We start from the raw sequence: 16156 nt of genomic DNA, 5'->3' as shown, positions 1-16156 counted from the left end.
CGTCCATTTCGGCTTCCAGCATTTGCTCAATCGTTTCTTTAAACAAGTCTTTGAGTAGTTGCTGAATGTCTTGCATATTATTGCATTCCTGTGCCAGTAGTCTCACCAGTTCGTTTTTGCTCACTTCCATGGGTAATATCTCCTTTATGGATATTGTTACCAATTACACGGAAGTTTAAACGCTCTCGCAATAACACGCTCAAAGGACTAGGATTCCTCTTCTTTTCAGATTATTATCGACAAGTAACTGCGTGAACTAAGGAACCGCCGTATACCGAACGGTACGTACGGTGGTGTGGGAGGTCGGCTACTCAATTAATGGGTAGCCTCCTACCCGATTATCCGGTTATCCGATAGTTTTACCAAAATGTGTTTCAAAAACATGCAACTTACGTTATCATGTAAGATATGTGCATTCTTTATTCTTTGTGTTAATGTACATCGGGGTTAAACAACGAGGGGAGAGAAAGAGTAATGAGTAAAAGAATTGCGGCTTTGACGCTCGCTATGATTCTTGTACTGACGGTCGCGCTCGTGGGTTGCAGCAAGAAGCTGGAACCGAAGGAAGCGGCTACAACAGCAGCAACACAAGCGATGACCATGACATCCTACGCAATGACCAGCAAGTTTACGATCAATGATTTGTCTTTTACGTCTCCGGAGACGCAGAGCGATCCAAGTGTCGGTATGGTTGTGAGCATGCTGAAAAATGCTGAAATGACACTGGACGGTCTATATCAGAAAGATCCGATGCAGACGGAAATGACTATTGGTATTAAATTAAAGGGTGACATGGCTATGGAGTTCTCCATTCCTATGGTCATGACTCAAGATAAAATGTACGTCAAAATCCCGAGCATTCCGTTCTTCCCGATGCCGGAAAGCATTGTAGGCAAGTTCCTTGTGCTGGATTTGAAAGAGCTTGCGGAGGAATCCGGTACGGAATTTAATCCTGCTTCCATGGATCAGGCTAAAGCTCAGAAGTTCTCCAATGAAGTGGTGGATGCTGTCCTGGCAGAATACGATGCTTCCTACTTTACGGATATCGCTCCTAAAGACGCGGCATTGCCGGAAGGCATTGACGCCAAACAGGTGGTTCAATTCAAAGTAACCAATGACAACTTCCAGCAGGCTGCAACGACATTTATCAACAAAGCGCTCCCTAAAGTGCTGGATATTATGTCCAAAGAAGAATATGCTGATATGCTGCAAGTGGAGAAATCCGAAATTGATAAATTCAAATCTGAGCTGGCATCGAACAGCGGCGAAGTAGCGAAGGATCTGGAAGAAGCGAAGAAATATCTGAAGGTGAATCAGTTTGATCTGAACACCGCAATCAATGCGGATAATTTCCCGGTATATCAAAGCCTGAACGCCAATGTTGATTTTAATGATCCGGAAACGCAGGAGAACATTAAGCTTTCTGTAACCGGCAGCGGTCAATACACTAAAATCAATGAGAAGCAAACCTTTGTGATCGGCATCCCTTCCGGCGACCAGGTGATTACGATGGATCAACTGGAACAGGAAATGTCGAATCTCGGATATTAATGTAAAAAGAATAGGCAATCACTTAACAAGGAACCATCCGGCCTCACAAAGGCAGGGTGGTTCCTTGTTTTCTGAGCTTATCGGTATATCGGTCGATGTATCAGTGCTTAGGGGTATCAGTTGTCTTGCAAAATGTCCTCTGCGAGGAGCGCATACCTGCGATGGTCCTGCCATTCCCCGTTAATGCACAGCATTTTACGGGCGATGCCTTCCTCCTGAAAGCCTGCTTTCTCCAATACCCGCTGGGAGCCTTTGTTGTGCAGAAGTGTGGCCGCCTGCAGCCGGTGCAGGCCCAGCGCTTTGAAGGAATATTGTACAATCAGCTGGATTGCTGCGGTCATATATCCTTTTCCCTGCTCTTGCTGAGCCATCATATATCCGACATCGGCATATTGGGCAACTCCCCGTACAATGTTGGAGATCGCGATCGTCCCGGCAAGACGCTCATCTTCAAGCGCAAATATCCCGAACTGGCAGCCGCTTCCGCTCTCCTCGCTCTGGATACGCTGCATCAGGAACTGCTGCTGCCCAGCCAGCGTGAAGAAGCTTTCCTCCCGCAATGGTTCAAAAGGAGCGAGAAAATCCTTGTTGGCACACCGAAGCTCAAGCAGCGCCTGAGCATCCTCCAACCGAAGGGGACGAAGCAAAATACCCTGCGAATGGTTATACAGCGTTAAAGACATGATAAGACCCTTCCTTTACAGAGGTAGTTCAAAAAGTCATCTTTTGATCACGAAGTAAGTCAGGAAGCGGACTCGACATCGAATCTTGAATTCAGCCGGGCCTAAGCGCATGCTTCCGAAGCATGTTTCCTACGGAAACATTTCAGGTGCTCACGTACCCCAAAGTACGCTCCGCTCCTCAGTCCCTAGCTTCATCCAACCTTCTCGGTGCTGAAAACCTGACTTTTTGAACACGTACTTACGATTATTCATTTCCCGCGCAGCTTGCGGAAGAAATTGGTCAACAGAGCCGAGCACTGCGGCTGCAAAACCCCTTGGATGACTTCGGTTCGATGATTGAACCGGGGCTCCTGCAGCAAATTCATCAATGTTCCGGCACAGCCGGCCTTGGGGTCGGTTGTTCCATAGATTACTGTTGGAATACGGGATTGTACAATAGCCCCTGCACACATTGGGCAGGGTTCAAGTGTTACATATAGGCGGCAATCCAGCAGCCTCCATGCGCCCAGGATTTCACTCGCCTGCTTGATGGCGATGATTTCGGCATGAGCCGTTGCGTCATGGGTGGTTTCCCGAAGATTGTAGCCACGGCCGATTATTTCGTCATTTTTTACAATAATAGCCCCGATGGGGACTTCCCCGATAGCTTCCGCCTTATTTGCTTCCAAAATGGCCTGATTCATCCAGTATTCATGCTGCTCGTCTGTCACTGGGGATAAGACTCCTTTCGATCATTGAATTATCCAGCGAACAAGCATTCCGTTGTTAACATGATGTGCACAAAATTGTGGATAAGTATATACTTACCCACAGAGTTATGCACAGCCTGTGTAGAATTCTGTGCATTTGTGGATAGGTTGTGGACTATTTATATTGTAGGCAAACCTTATAAAAATAACAACCACAGTCCGCGTTCAAACTCCCAATAGAGGAGCCCTCCGTGCCTCGTGGATACGATGTATGATGGTAAAAGGGGACACTTCTTCATTGGTTGTGCTTGTACAGGGAAAACGTTAAAATTGTCATCAAGGATGAGATTACAGAACGGGGTGTAAGTCAGTTGCGTATCAATAAATTTATAAGTGAGACGGGGTACTGCTCCCGGCGTGAAGCAGATAAGCTGGTGGAGAGCGGTAAGGTAACCATTAACGGGGTCGTCGCCGTACTGGGCAGCCAGGCCGAGGAAGGGGACGATGTTCGTGTTCACGGGCAGCCCCTGGGCAGTAAAGCCTCTGGACATGTATATATTATACTGAACAAGCCCGTAGGGATTACCAGTACAACAGAACTTCATGTTCGGGGCAATATTGTAGATTTTGTCGGCCATACGGAGCGCATCTTCCCAATCGGCCGTTTGGACAAGGATTCCGAAGGTCTCATTCTGCTCACGAATGACGGTGATATCGTCAACAAAATACTGCGGGCAGAGGGCAAGCATGAGAAGGAGTACATTGTAACGGTGGATCGGCCGGTAACGCCATCTTTCCTTCAGGGCATGTCCAGCGGTGTCAGGATTCTGGGACAGCGTACCTTGCCTTGCGAGGTTACCCGCATATCCGACAGCGTATTCCGGATCATTCTGACAGAAGGGAAAAACAGGCAGATCCGGCGTATGTGCGCTGCCTTCGGATACGAAGTGAAGCGTCTGCAGCGTATACGCATTATGAACATTCATCTGGGATCGCTTCGCACAGGCGCCTGGCGGGATCTAACGGACCGTGAAAAAGAGGAACTGGGCCGGATGCTGAACTATAAGCTGTTATAAAATACAGAAAGGGCCGCTGACATTCATTGTCAACGGCCCTTTCTTGGCGTGGCTCTTAGTTATTTCCGCCAGAGGTTGCACTGATGACCTGGGTGCCGTTCTGATACTTGCGGATGATGGAAATCTCCACCCGGCGATTCTTGGCACGTCCGACATTCGTGGAATTGGTGGTGGTTGGACGGTATTCCCCGTAGCCGATAGCGCTGAATTTTTGCGGATTGAGCTGCTTGTCCAGCAGCAGGATACGCATGAAATTCAAAGCACGGTCGGCGCTCAGCTCCCAGTTGGAAGGATATTTGCTGTTGGAAATGGGAACATTATCCGTATGTCCGGAGACAATAACATCATAATCCGGAAATTCATCCAGCAGAGCGGCAATTGAAGTAGCGAGCTTGCGGGCTTCAGGCTTAACGACCGCCTGTCCGGATGCAAACAGGGCATTATCAGAGATCGTAATCATCAACTGGGATTGGTTCAGCTTGGTGCTCAACTGCTCGGTTAATCCGCTTTCTTTGATATACTGATCTATTCGGCGTTTGAGCTTCTCCAGATCTTCCTGCTCACGGCGGGCAAGCTCCTTCTGGAGCTCGCTGGATGACTTGCTCTTCACGGGGTTCTCAACGTTCTCCTTATTCTTGCCCATATCCATGGACGGATTGTCGATTGGATTGGCGGAGGTGTTATCCAGTACACCGCTTCCTCCGCTGAAGGCGGAGCTCATCGACTTTGCCATTTGTTCGAATTTCTTGGCATCCAACGAGCTCATACCGAACAGAACGATGAACAAGGCGAGCAGCAGGGTCATCAAATCGGAATAAGGAAGCAGCCAGCTCTCGTCCGCATGCTCCTCATGCGGCTCGTGTCTGCCTTTTTTACTCACTGTCGCTCGCTCCCTTCTCATCGTCACTCATTTGAGCCCGCTCCGTAGGCGTGAGGAATACGGACAGCTTCTGACTGATGGCTATAGTGGATACACCGGATTGAATGGACAGCAGGCCTTCCACCATCATTAGCTTGATATCGACTTCCCTTTTGGACAGCCGTTTTAATTTATTCGACATAGGGTGCCATAATACATAACCCGTAAAAATACCCAAAAGTGTGGCGATGAAGGCGGCAGCGATCGCGTGAGAGAGCTTCTCCATGTCACTGAGATCGGCAAGAGCCGCGATCAGACCGACTACCGCCCCGAGCACCCCCAGTGTCGGAGCATACATACCGGCCTGGGAAAAGATCTGCGCACCGGACCGGTGCCTTTCCTCCGTTGCATTGATATCCTCCATAAGCACATCCCGTACGAATTCCTGATCATTGCCGTCAATAATCATCCGCATTCCGCTGCGCAGAAAGGCGTTGTCGATCTCTTCCACCTTGGGCTCAAGGGCGAGCAGACCTTCACGGCGGGTAATGGAGGCCCATTCCATAAATGTAGTGATCAATTGCTGGCGGTCAGGCAGCTTTTGCTCAGTGAAAATAATTTTGAAAAGCTTGGGTACTCTCTTCATGTCCGACATCGGGAAGGCCATGAATACACTGGCAGCTGTGCCTACAAAGATAATCATGTAAGCTGCAGGGTTATTAACCAAATTGACGACAGGCGCCCCTTTGAGGATCATGCCGACAACCAGGGATATGATCCCGAGTGCAAGTCCTATAATTGATGAAATTTGCATTGTACACCTCGTCCATGAGAAATTGGTAGAACATCCGGTCCGGCCAGGGGACATCCTTGCCCTCCAACGCATTTTGGTGAAACGGACTACCATATTTATCGACAAAAGCCCCTTTTTTTTTAAGGGGGATTTCACTGTATAATGAAGACAACGCTGTTAAATGACAATTTTGAGAACAGGATTCCAAATCCGGAATGGAGAAGAGTGGAGGGCTCACATGGGTGTTAAGCATGGAAGAGAATATGAACTTATTCTGAAGGAGTTGACAGACGCAGTAGGTCGTATTCCGGATAGTTACCTTTTTTTTGAAATGGAAGAGGAGGAATGGGAGCGTCTGGAGAGTGCGGAACGAGCTGAGGTTCAGGAAGCTCTGGCCGAGGATCTCTTTTACGCGCTTGGAGAAGAGTCTGTGATTACGGTCGGGAGCGGTGTCATCATTCATGACCGAAACCGTTACCGGATCGACATTCTGATCGGTGAAGAGGAGCTGACCTTCGTATCCCTCGTATAACATAGCCATTGGATTTCTCACCGGAGCCATGGTAATATGAACACGGTCATAAGGGCTGGCCCCAATAACATCAGGAACGGCTTCCGTATCACGGAGAGGAGCAGGAATACTATGCCTTTTACATTAGAAGAAATAGAGGCTCATCTGGAGAGATTAGAGGGCTGGGAGCTTGAGGAGGGACGCTGGATTGTTCGGAAATACGTCTTTTCCAGCTTTATGAGAGGAATCGCATTCGTGGATGAGGTAGCCGGTATTTCGGAAGCATTCAATCACCATCCGTTTATTACCATTGATTACAAGACGGTCACGCTGCGCCTCACCTCGTGGGATGAAGGCGGGATTACAGCAGTAGATATAAAAGAAGCACAGCAGTACAATGAAGCATTCGAACACATGCGTTCGGAGGATTAATCCTGGATTAACCTTGCAGCGGCAACTCAACGGACCGCAATAAGCGATCAAATGGCCAACGCCCTGGGTAGAGCTAAGACTCTGAATCCAGGGCGTTTGATATAGGGTCTGCGTCTTTTCCGCTATTGTAGACCATACAATAAAAAGGCTTCATCCCGTCCGGAGTTTGCCGCTCATAGGCATCGGTAATGCGAAAGCCTGCAGAACGGTAGGCCCTGATGGCCCGTTTGTTCCAGACAAGAACTTCGAGGTCGATCTCATTTTGCGGCGCCCGGCGCCTGGCTTCCTCAGCGATAGCCCGGACAAACTCCGCACCGTGTCCATGACCGCATAATTCCGGCCGCATTCCGAGCCCGAGACGGGTCACCTCTTCCATAGGAAAATATTGGGCAAACCCGCATAGGCCGCCTGACTCATCCAATACAGCGACATATTGGGAGCTTCGCAGCTCCGGGTTGGCAAATTCGATGTCGAGAGCCTTCATCTGCTCCCAAGGCAGCCAGCCATAAATGTCATAGGGCGGTTCATATTTCCACTCACTTATGGCAGTTGCCTGCTCTTCACTCATCGGAACGATCTGATAGCTTGTTGATCCGGTGGACATATTTTTCCCCCCTTACATATCCCTTCTTAAAAAGGGTACTTTGGTTAAGCCTGTTTGGCAACAAAAAAAGCCTCAATTCCGGCGGGAATCGAAGCTTCTGAAGTTATGATGTAAAAAATTTCTAATCAAGGGCAACAGATTCGTAAGTAGATGTACTCATGACACGTTTGGCACCAAGGTATCGATCAGCGTAGTAGCTTTCGCCCAACGAACTGACGGTGACACCACGTGATGAGGAGGAGTGGGCAAATCTGCCGTCACCTACATAAATTCCTACATGAGAAACTCCTCTTCCATTCGTGTTGAAGAATACCAGGTCTCCAGGTCTCATTTCATCCCGCGAAACAGCGGTTCCCGCTTCGAACTGGGTGGAGGATTGGCGGGGAAGATCAAGCCCAAGCTGGTCAAACACATAGCTCGTAAATCCGGAACAGTCAAATCCGCTCAGCGTGGTGCCGCCTGCTCTATAAGAGGTGCCTTTGGCATCCTGGATGACCAGGTCCATTTTGGAGTCCGCATATACGCTCCCTGCGCCGAATGAAAGGCTCACGAAGGCGATTGCTGCACTCATGGCTGCGATAGCTAGCTTCTTTTTCAAAAAAATACAAACCCCTTCCAACGCCTGCGAAGTTAGCTTAAGGGTTCGGTAGAAGGCTCCCCTATGATCCCTCTGATGCGAGATCAATTCACCCAAAACTGGTTCCCCCGCTTCCCGGTGCCGGGAATTCGGCTTTACTAGATATGCACCTTGAAGCATATGATCGTTCATGAACAGGTTGTCTAAAAAGGTTACAGCAATAATTACAAAGTTGTTACTATCAGTTCACAGGGACTATTGTAACAAAGGAAGCATAGTTTGGCAAATGTTTCATACGAAAAAATATAAGAAAAACGCCTATATGTTGGTTTGTAAAACCAATGTCAATGTGGGATATAACGGAGGATCACAGGTTGTCTAGTTTGACATCTCAGGCAGTGTGATCCAGGCTGAACAATTGGGTGAAACGACCAGAGGAACCGCCCATGGACCAAGGCGGTGGCAGACTTGCTGGGCAGCAGCACAGATAACAGAAACTACCGGGACAGTAGGTGCAACGGTAACGGAATAAGGGGCACAATTCTTTCAAAGAATGTGGCGCTCCATCATGATGTGTTTACCTGTTGTTTCAGAGATACTTTCTTTTTTTTGGCTGACTTGGTTAGAGCTGATGTTCAGTGTACTATTTGCAGAACATACATTTTTTACTTTGAACCTTGCAAGGATTCTGTGATTTAAAATTACATTCCATAGTTGCACAAAATTTTCCTATAGGCTATACTCTATTCATTGTAATTATTTGTATAATTCTTTGAATGGAGTGTTTGAGTGGCAGAAGATATTTTTCTTTCACCTAAGAATCTCTCGAAAATGAGAGTAGCAGTAGATATAACTGTTCCTACCGTTCCTGAAGCGCATGTTGTTACGCCGTTGATTTTTTTAACGAAGAATGGCGGAGAGTTGGCGGTTATGGATAAAAAACTCGCTCATAGCTTGCTGGAAGTTATGGTTATTGAAACTAGCAAGAGAGAGAAGAGGACGATAAATCAACTATCAGCAGAGGAAAATGTTCTGTATGTTGAACTTCTATCGTTATTCATTACTTTTATTAACAAAAAAGAGATTATTGAGAAATATAATCTAGATGGTACAGCGGCAAGAATCGTATTTAATTACGATCCATGGACACAAGATCGTGACGGTTTGCAGCCTGTAAAAAGATTTCATACCCACCTTTATATAGTAAATAACCAACATATAGATCAAATCGAAACGAATTCGACCACTTATGGCGAGATAGAAGATAGGTATTTAAGAAGGAGGTTGGTGGATCCTTTTAGTTTCTTAGGAGCGAGCCTTTTATTTGATATTCACCAGAATTTATTGGAAACAACGGATGTTGTTGCTCAGGTTAAGGAACCCAATCCTGAACAAATGATTGAAAACGGTTTACCGATAGGGTTAAATGTAAAAATCATTAATGAAAGCGCTGCCTTGAACAGAGAAGGTCTGCGAAAGTACATAGTGAAATTAAATGCACTTATTGAGCGTTCCTATAATGAATTATACCGGGCAATTACAGGTGAGGCTTCACCAGCAGAAAAATTTAAGCGTCATGATATTTTGAACAAGAAGGATGCTTTGGAAAATTTATCGGAAATAAGTTGGTTATCAGAAAGGAGTCTTCAAGGTCTGGAAGAAGCGATTGTAAAACTGAGATCGCCATCAGACAGGTTGTTTAAAAGGAAGCATCATCTTGATATGTTAATTTTTCATAATATATTAAATGGACTAGCCTATACTTTTTCTATTAGTTTATTAATACCTTCTGATTGTTCAAGAAGCGACGCTCTAGATATCAATATTTCGGTTAGATTGTTTGGAGATTCGGGTGGGGCAGGCATGTTTGGCTATGGGAATAAAAGCGCTGTTATGTTGCAACGTGGTAAGGGGATCTATAACAGCTTAGAATTAGCCGAAAGGCATAGTTTCCAGGCTGATCTTCAAAAATATTTAATGGAAGAGTTGAGTTCTAAATATGCATATAGGAAAATGGAGGCCGCACAAGCAAATAGTCTATTAAATCAATATTATGCAAATAAAGCAAAAATTAACTCCGAGATATCGCAAGAGATAATATTGAAAATTATCAATCATCATAGAAATAAATGAGAAGTTTCGTATGTAGGAGTAAAAAATTGAAGGAGATTAATGAGTAATGAATATCTATTCACAAACACCCCATGCAGCCGGAATTGATAATTATTATGATCATATCATTGAGCTATCACAGCTTTCTGAAAAATATGATTACAAAGGTATTCTTATTACTTACTCTACGAGTAATGTGAATCCTTGGTTAATAAGTAGTCTAATTCTTGATAAAACGAAAAAAATTAGGCCTCTTGTTGCTGTGCAACCGGATTCATTACCAGTCGATACACTGGTTAATATCTTAAAAAGTTCTATGTATTTGTACAATCGGGAAATCTCACTGAATTTAATTGACGGTACCTCGAAAAGACTGAAGGGTAGTATGGAAGCAAGTCATAAAAATGATCGCTATGAGTGGCTCATAAAGTTCATGGAGGAAACGAGAAGAGTTTTGTCAATTTCAATAAGTGATTACGATCATGGTTTATATAATCAAAAAGTATGCTTTTCCAACGAGAACAATTATCCAATTGATTTTTTTATGTCTGGAACTTCAAAAAATGCATTCGAGACGGCAAAGAGCGGAGCAGATGGTTTTTTAACAGTGCCTGGGCCAATCCATTCGTTTAAAAAAACGTTCAGCCCAATAGAGAATTGTGACTTTGGTGTTTGTTTTGGCATTATTGCCAGACCTACGAGTGATGAGGCCTGGAGGGTTGCTAAAGAAACATTTCCGCACTCAAGAGAAAATGACATTCAATTATTGCTTAAACGGAATTCTAAAATGAATGCAGTGAGAGGCTTAGCCGACTTAGCATTGGAGCAGGAAGTTTACGATGATGTGTATTGGTTAGGGGTATTTAAAAATGGTAAAAATATTTATCCTTATCTGGTTGGGAGCTACAATCAAGTGGCTGATTATTTGAAAGAGTATAAGAGGCATGGGGTCAGGTCGCTTATCCTGAATACACCATTTTCAAGAGAAGAATTTAGACATAGAGAGCAGGTATTTAAGAGAATTTAATATTGGACCTGGAGGAAATATGGATATTATACAAGTCGATCATTTATATAAGAAATACTCGGTGAAACAACAAAGAGAGGGATTAATAGGTGGTATTAAAGACCTTATTAAGCCAATATGGAACGAAAAAGAAGCAGTTAAACATATTAATTTTTGCGTGAAAAAAGGGGAGACGGTTGGTTATATAGGCCCAAATGGGTCAGGCAAATCTACTACAATTAAAATGCTGACCGGTATTTTGACCCCTTCGAGTGGGAAAATCATCGTGAACGGACTGGAACCTTATAAAGAAAGAAAGAAAAATGCAGTTAACATAGGTGTTGTTTTTGGGCAGAGAACACAGTTATGGTGGGACTTGGCTATAAGAGAATCACTGGAATTATTCAAATACATTTATCGGGTACCTGACAAGGTGTTTAGAGAAAATCGAGATAAAATGGTAGAACTGTTGAAGCTTGATGAATTTTATTCCACTCCCGTCAGACAGTTAAGTTTGGGACAAAGAATGCGTGCAGAGATAGCGGCGGCTTTTTTACATAGTCCATCTATCGTTTTTTTAGATGAGCCAACGATTGGTCTTGATGTTGTAGCAAAGGAGCAGGTGAGAAAGTTTCTTAGAGAGATCAACAAGGAAAAGGAAACGACAATCATACTGACTACTCATGATATGGATGATATTGAACAGGTTTGCGATCGATTGCTAATGATAAATGACGGAGTAATTATTTTTGATGGGAAGATGAAATCTTTCATCGATGCATATGGGAATGAAAGGATTATAACGGTCCAATTCGAGGAGCCTATAGCGAATATCGATATCGATTATGGAGATGTTTTATCTATTGAAGAAAACAAAGTGAAAATCTTGTTCCAGAAAGAAAAAATATCGGCTACACAAATTGTTCAGAACATGTCTCAAAAATATCCTGTAGTTGATTGCCACTTGGAAGAGCCCAAAATTGAATTTTTAATTAGACAGGTGTATGAGGGCAGGGAGTTGAATGGCAATGATAAAATTTTTGCATCCCGTTAAGACGTTTTATTATATTGCTCGTCAATCATTTCTAAACTCCATGGTATTTCGAGCCAATTATTTTATTGATTTTTTTATTGATATTGTATTTATCTATTTGAGTGTTTCACTTTGGAGTGTCATTTTTATGGATAATCCTGAAAACAGTATAGTAAGTAAATCTGAGCTTATTACTTATATGGGGTTGGCCAGAATTGTTGCCCGAATAGATATGGGGTTTGTTTGGGAGATACAAAACAGAATATTGAATGGAGAAATAGCGAGTGAGCTCACAAAGCCTATAAATATAAAATTTTATCATTTCTCGCAAGAGGTAGGGAGTTACTTTAATAACCTGATTATAAAAATACTTCCTATTTATTTATTAATGATTATAGTGTTTGACATGAAAACGCCTATTAATATAACTCAATTTTCATTATTTTTAGTAAGCTTGCTGTTTTCGTTCTTACTCATTTTTAATATCAATTTTATTACAGCTATTATGGCATTTTGGATTACTAAGTTATTTAGTCTTAGTGTTTTTAAGGATCAAACTATTCGATTATTGTCAGGAGCAATAGTTCCCTTATGGTTTTTTCCAGACTCTGTATTATCGGTAGTGAAATATTTGCCGTTTTCCGGAATTGTGTTTATGCCTATCAATATTTATTTGAATAAAATAACAAATGAAGAGATTATTAACGCTTTTTTAGTCCAGATAATTTGGATAATAGTCACTTCAAGTATAGGGAGATATTTGTGGTTTAGAGCCACGAGAAGGATCTCTATTAATGGAGGATAAGTATGTATGCTATCAAGCTGTATATAAGATCCATGATAGTTCAGATTAAGGGAAATCAGCAATATAGATTTAATTATTTTTTAACGATTTTTACTGTTATATTTCATTATTCTGTACAATTAATAGCAATTTGGATCACTTTAAACCATTATGAAAATATAAGAGGTTGGGATATTTATGAAGTAAGCTTTATTTATATGTTTTTTATTCTATCCTATGGGATCATGATTACTTTTTTTGCAGGTTTTCGGGACTTTTCCGGAATGATCCATAATGGCGAGTTTGATGTTATACTCGTTCGGCCTCACAATCCAATGCTTCAAGTGATGAGTGGACGATTAGAGCTTACATCGATTGCCCAAACAGTTAGTGGTATTATTTTGTTTTTTTGGTGTGACCATTATCTGAATATCAGTTGGTCCGCATATAAAATCTTTTTATTGATTCAAGGATTAATAGGAGCTGCTTTTATTCAGGCTGGTTTATTGCTTTTGTGGTCATCTTTAAGCTTTCGATTAATTAATACTTCGGCTTTAACCAGATTTGGTTGGATATTAAATGCTAATTATTTGACTTATCCGCTTGGCGTATTCAACAAAACCACAAGATTTCTATTTACACTCTTTCCTTTGGCTTTTATCAGCTATTATCCTGCTAATGCCATTCTGGAAAAAGATAATTTCGCTTTATCTTTATTGGGAAATATCAGTGGAGTAATAGGGGTTATATTTTTCTTGTTGATTTATTTATTTTGGGAACATTCCATACGTTATTATAAAAGTTCTGGAAATTAATTCATAATATGAAGGGGAAGCACTGTGATAATAAAAAATCAAGCTAAGGAGCTATATTCGTTTCTAATTTCTTCTTATTTGAATTCTGAAAATCCTTTTATTCTCTACGGAACGGAAAGAATATTATATGCAGAACTACATGATGAGATTGAAAAGTTAAGCAAATATCTTGAAGTGAATGGCATATCAGAAGGAGATTTAATTGCAGTAAAACTCCCTAGTTCGTATACGCTCATTTATATGTTATTAGCTTTATGGAAGCAAGGAGCGAGCGTATTTTTAATGGACACTCGATTGAAGCAGAATGAAGTAGAACTGCTTTTTGAACGAGTTAGGCCTAAGTTTTTTATAAAGAATGAGGATTTGCTCTCAATTGGCAGTATTTCAAAGCTTGATATTCTCATTGAGAGGATAAGTAAGCCTGCTCACATAGTAGAGGCTCCTCTATTGCTATCTACCTCAGGATCTACAGGACATCCTAAAATTGTGGGTAGATCCTTTGAGTCGATTTATAAGGAAATCATACGATATACAGCCAGTCCTAATAGTGTAAAGACTGAAGACGTTGTCATGATTCTCTCGCCAATTACTTTTTCGTACGGGGTGATGTCCGCTCTTCTACCAAGCTTGTATATGGGCGCAAGTATTGTGCTGCCCACTATTAGAACGAAGGATATTGTTTCTAACATCAAAACACATAAAGTATCAATGATTTATGGTGTTCCTTACCATTACATGTTGCTTCTTGCAACAAGCGATGGAGACATCAAGGATTTTTCATCTTTAAGGGCTTGTATTTCGGCTGGAGAGCGACTAAATGAAGATATTCATGAACAATTTGAAAATAAGTTCGGAATAAGAATAGGTCAATTATATGGGATGACCGAATTAGGTTTGATTGCTGTCGATCTCGAAGGTAAGTCTAAAAATTCAGTTGGTGTTCCGCTACTCCCTATAAAAATAGAAGAAAATCAAATTTTTGTTGAACAGCAGCATTCTCCTTACTTATTTACCCAGGCTGAATCCTTGTATGTTAAGCCTTGGTTAAAGACAGGTGATGTAGGGGATTTAGACGAGAGTGGATTATATATAAGAGGCAGAACCGATTCATTAATAATTAAAGCTGGTATTAAATTCTATCTGTCTGAAGTAGAGGAAATCATGAGAAGGAGTGATTATATCAAGGAGGTGGTCCTTACAGAAGAGTCTTCAACAAAGGATATCATTGCTTATGTGGAAACAAAGGGTGACATATCTCCAGAAGAAATTGTGAAGTATTGCAAGGGGAATATATCCAGTCACAAACTTCCTAGAAAAATAATGATTATACCGAGTATGCCACGGACGATGTCAGGAAAATTGGATAAAAAACAATTAACTAAAGTTGTAGCCAGGGAAATAATATTGTTATAGGTATTTATTGAAATAGAGATGGAGTGAAAAATATTGAATTCAGAAAAGCTGATTATCAAGAGCCTTGAGAAAGAAGAGTATATCAAGTATTATTTAACACTTGATTTGAATCAGGTTCATACCATATCTGAAATTAGAAAGGAATATAATGATGTCTACCAGTATCTTATTGATCAAAACATTCATGTCATTTATGAGAAGGGTTTTGGATTACTGGAGGCCAAGGAAATATTATTTAAAATAAGAAATGAAGTATCTTCTGCTTATAAAACGGAACTCGCACCATTTTCATATATAGAAGGAAGTCCGGCATACGGGTCAATGATTTCGAGTATTACGATTCACGGTATTTATAAGAAAAGCGACCATATTGATATCGAATATATAAGAAGCTCAGGCAGCTTCAATATCGGCACTAGAGTAACAACTAATGAAAAAGAATTAATCTATTTGATGAATCTCAATAATGTTCAGCGTGAATCCAATACTACGGAATTCGCAGCTACTTTCGAATGGCTTGAATCTTTTATGAAGCATAATCAATTACTAGGCCCTCATCTGGTAAGGACCTGGATCTACTTAAAAGATATTAACGACCATAACAACTATGAGAAGCTTAATACGGCTCGAAGAGCATTTTTTGAAAAATGGGACATTGATTATAGTGAAAAATCCAATGTTCTGCCAGCCAGCACTTGTATTGGGGGGATTGCAACCAATGATACAAGTATCTCTATGGATGTTATGTTTTTGAAAAATAAAACCAATCGCTCTTTAATAGATAGAGTATACACTTCTTTGTTAAATGAAGCAGAGGGGGAGGAGTACTTGTTTAGACCTACTTTTTCAAGAGCATTAAAAATAGAGGATGATGAGCATATCGAGATACAGCTTTCGGGAACAGCAAGCGTTAATGCAGCAGGAAAAACTGTGTATAAAAATGATGCTTACCAGCAAATCAAAAAGGCGTTAGAAAATGTTTCAAGTATGCTTGAAAAACACAAGCTTTCCTTTGATGATTTTTATCAATCGACTTGTTTTTTTAAGAGCAGAGAATATGTAAATATTTTTGAAGCTATATTAAATGAACTTGGAATGAAATGCTTCACGAAGACTTTTGTTGTTAATGACGTTTGTCGAGATGATTTACTGTTCGAAATTGATGGAGTTATTATGAAAAAAACATCTTAAATTACAATAATTGATCAAAGGGGAGAT

17 protein-coding genes and 1 riboswitch are annotated in these 16156 nt (G+C 41.8%); of the genes, 11 read left to right on the top strand and 6 right to left on the bottom strand.

Annotation, left to right across the window (positions count from 1 at the left end; all coding sequences use genetic code 11):
- Positions 1–474: 474 nt before the first annotated feature.
- Entirely contained in the window at positions 475–1551 is a 1077-nt protein-coding gene (locus ACE5LO_RS24815; RefSeq protein ID WP_375522610.1) for a hypothetical protein, read from the top strand.
- 116 nt (positions 1552–1667) lie between these two features.
- Here the strand turns inward: ACE5LO_RS24815 and ACE5LO_RS24810 are convergent, their stop codons facing one another.
- Together ACE5LO_RS24810 and tadA are read right to left on the bottom strand one after the other, a co-directional pair.
- On the bottom strand, positions 1668–2234 hold the full coding sequence (locus ACE5LO_RS24810) for a GNAT family N-acetyltransferase (RefSeq protein WP_375522609.1): 567 nt from the start codon (positions 2232–2234) through the stop codon (positions 1668–1670).
- Positions 2235–2482: 248 nt separating this feature from the next.
- Entirely contained in the window at positions 2483–2944 is a 462-nt protein-coding gene (gene tadA / locus ACE5LO_RS24805; RefSeq protein WP_375522608.1) for a tRNA adenosine(34) deaminase TadA, read from the bottom strand.
- 350 nt (positions 2945–3294) lie between these two features.
- On the opposite strand from tadA, the gene rluF reads away from it, so the two are divergent.
- Positions 3295–3999: a 23S rRNA pseudouridine(2604) synthase RluF gene (rluF, locus tag ACE5LO_RS24800; RefSeq protein ID WP_375522607.1), complete on the top strand. Its 705-nt coding sequence runs from the start codon at positions 3295–3297 to the stop codon at positions 3997–3999.
- A 55-nt stretch (positions 4000–4054) separates the two neighbouring features.
- On the opposite strand, the gene motB is transcribed toward rluF, so the two are convergent.
- The gene (gene motB / locus ACE5LO_RS24795; RefSeq protein WP_375522606.1) at positions 4055–4879 is read right to left on the bottom strand and encodes a flagellar motor protein MotB; all 825 of its coding nucleotides are present in this window, start codon (positions 4877–4879) and stop codon (positions 4055–4057) included.
- Complete coding sequence (gene motA, locus ACE5LO_RS24790) at positions 4872–5672, bottom strand: flagellar motor stator protein MotA (RefSeq protein WP_375522605.1); 801 nt, start codon at positions 5670–5672, stop codon at positions 4872–4874. Before motA ends, motB begins: the two co-directional genes overlap by 8 nt.
- Before the next feature lie 217 nt (positions 5673–5889).
- Here motA and ACE5LO_RS24785 point away from each other — a divergent pair, with 217 nt between their 5' ends.
- Both ACE5LO_RS24785 and ACE5LO_RS24780 read left to right on the top strand, forming a co-directional pair.
- Positions 5890–6183: a hypothetical protein gene (locus tag ACE5LO_RS24785; RefSeq protein ID WP_375522604.1), complete on the top strand. Its 294-nt coding sequence runs from the start codon at positions 5890–5892 to the stop codon at positions 6181–6183.
- Between the two features lie 111 nt (positions 6184–6294).
- Entirely contained in the window at positions 6295–6594 is a 300-nt protein-coding gene (locus ACE5LO_RS24780; protein ID WP_375357405.1) for a 4a-hydroxytetrahydrobiopterin dehydratase, read from the top strand.
- Between the two features lie 73 nt (positions 6595–6667).
- Here the strand turns inward: ACE5LO_RS24780 and ACE5LO_RS24775 are convergent, their stop codons facing one another.
- Positions 6668–7198, bottom strand: a complete 531-nt coding sequence (locus tag ACE5LO_RS24775; protein ID WP_375522603.1) for a GNAT family N-acetyltransferase — start codon at positions 7196–7198, stop codon at positions 6668–6670.
- 121 nt (positions 7199–7319) lie between these two features.
- Positions 7320–7796 (bottom strand): C40 family peptidase, encoded by a 477-nt coding sequence (locus ACE5LO_RS24770; RefSeq protein ID WP_375522602.1) that lies wholly within the window; start codon positions 7794–7796, stop codon positions 7320–7322.
- A 6-nt stretch (positions 7797–7802) separates the two neighbouring features.
- A riboswitch (cyclic di-AMP (ydaO/yuaA leader) is annotated at positions 7803–7940 on the bottom strand.
- Between the two features lie 624 nt (positions 7941–8564).
- On the opposite strand from ACE5LO_RS24770, the gene ACE5LO_RS24765 reads away from it, so the two are divergent.
- Genes ACE5LO_RS24765 through ACE5LO_RS24735 form a run of 7 tightly spaced genes read left to right on the top strand, consistent with a single transcriptional unit; the run spans position 8565 to position 16129 of the window.
- Entirely contained in the window at positions 8565–9908 is a 1344-nt protein-coding gene (locus ACE5LO_RS24765; protein WP_375522601.1) for a hypothetical protein, read from the top strand.
- A gap of 46 nt (positions 9909–9954) precedes the next feature.
- The gene (locus tag ACE5LO_RS24760) at positions 9955–10914 is read left to right on the top strand and encodes an LLM class oxidoreductase (protein ID WP_375522600.1); all 960 of its coding nucleotides are present in this window, start codon (positions 9955–9957) and stop codon (positions 10912–10914) included.
- Positions 10915–10933: 19 nt separating this feature from the next.
- Positions 10934–11947 carry an ABC transporter ATP-binding protein gene (locus tag ACE5LO_RS24755; RefSeq protein WP_375522599.1) on the top strand — a complete coding sequence of 338 codons (1014 nt, stop codon included), beginning with the start codon at positions 10934–10936 and terminating at the stop codon, positions 11945–11947.
- Positions 11916–12731 carry an ABC transporter permease gene (locus ACE5LO_RS24750; RefSeq protein ID WP_375522598.1) on the top strand — a complete coding sequence of 272 codons (816 nt, stop codon included), beginning with the start codon at positions 11916–11918 and terminating at the stop codon, positions 12729–12731. Before ACE5LO_RS24755 ends, ACE5LO_RS24750 begins: the two co-directional genes overlap by 32 nt.
- Before the next feature lie 2 nt (positions 12732–12733).
- Positions 12734–13525 carry an ABC transporter permease gene (locus ACE5LO_RS24745; RefSeq protein ID WP_375522597.1) on the top strand — a complete coding sequence of 264 codons (792 nt, stop codon included), beginning with the start codon at positions 12734–12736 and terminating at the stop codon, positions 13523–13525.
- A gap of 24 nt (positions 13526–13549) precedes the next feature.
- Positions 13550–14938, top strand: coding sequence for a class I adenylate-forming enzyme family protein (locus ACE5LO_RS24740; RefSeq protein WP_375522596.1), 1389 nt, complete (start codon positions 13550–13552; stop codon positions 14936–14938).
- Between the two features lie 33 nt (positions 14939–14971).
- Positions 14972–16129 carry a chorismate transformation FkbO/Hyg5 family protein gene (locus ACE5LO_RS24735; RefSeq protein ID WP_375522595.1) on the top strand — a complete coding sequence of 386 codons (1158 nt, stop codon included), beginning with the start codon at positions 14972–14974 and terminating at the stop codon, positions 16127–16129.
- Positions 16130–16156 lie beyond the last annotated feature (27 nt).

The sequence above is a fragment of the Paenibacillus medicaginis genome (assembly GCF_042138635.1).
Classification (GTDB): domain Bacteria; phylum Bacillota; class Bacilli; order Paenibacillales; family Paenibacillaceae; genus Paenibacillus; species Paenibacillus medicaginis.
The sequence above is the reverse complement of the archived record's forward strand: the minus strand, read 5'-3'. Positions and strand labels throughout refer to the sequence as shown.

What these genes read in the sequence shown, in the direction of transcription:
- ACE5LO_RS24815 (WP_375522610.1), top strand. Translation starts at nt 475, where the DNA reads ATGAGTAAAAGAATTGCGGCTTTGACGCTCGCTATGATTCTTGTACTG.
- motA (WP_375522605.1), bottom strand. Translation starts at nt 5,672, where the DNA reads ATGCAAATTTCATCAATTATAGGACTTGCACTCGGGATCATATCCCTG.
- ACE5LO_RS24745 (WP_375522597.1), top strand. Translation starts at nt 12,734, where the DNA reads ATGTATGCTATCAAGCTGTATATAAGATCCATGATAGTTCAGATTAAG.
- ACE5LO_RS24760 (WP_375522600.1), top strand. Translation starts at nt 9,955, where the DNA reads ATGAATATCTATTCACAAACACCCCATGCAGCCGGAATTGATAATTAT.
- ACE5LO_RS24780 (WP_375357405.1), top strand. Translation starts at nt 6,295, where the DNA reads ATGCCTTTTACATTAGAAGAAATAGAGGCTCATCTGGAGAGATTAGAG.
- ACE5LO_RS24755 (WP_375522599.1), top strand. Translation starts at nt 10,934, where the DNA reads ATGGATATTATACAAGTCGATCATTTATATAAGAAATACTCGGTGAAA.
- ACE5LO_RS24785 (WP_375522604.1), top strand. Translation starts at nt 5,890, where the DNA reads ATGGGTGTTAAGCATGGAAGAGAATATGAACTTATTCTGAAGGAGTTG.
- ACE5LO_RS24775 (WP_375522603.1), bottom strand. Translation starts at nt 7,198, where the DNA reads ATGTCCACCGGATCAACAAGCTATCAGATCGTTCCGATGAGTGAAGAG.
- ACE5LO_RS24750 (WP_375522598.1), top strand. Translation starts at nt 11,916, where the DNA reads ATGGCAATGATAAAATTTTTGCATCCCGTTAAGACGTTTTATTATATT.
- ACE5LO_RS24810 (WP_375522609.1), bottom strand. Translation starts at nt 2,234, where the DNA reads ATGTCTTTAACGCTGTATAACCATTCGCAGGGTATTTTGCTTCGTCCC.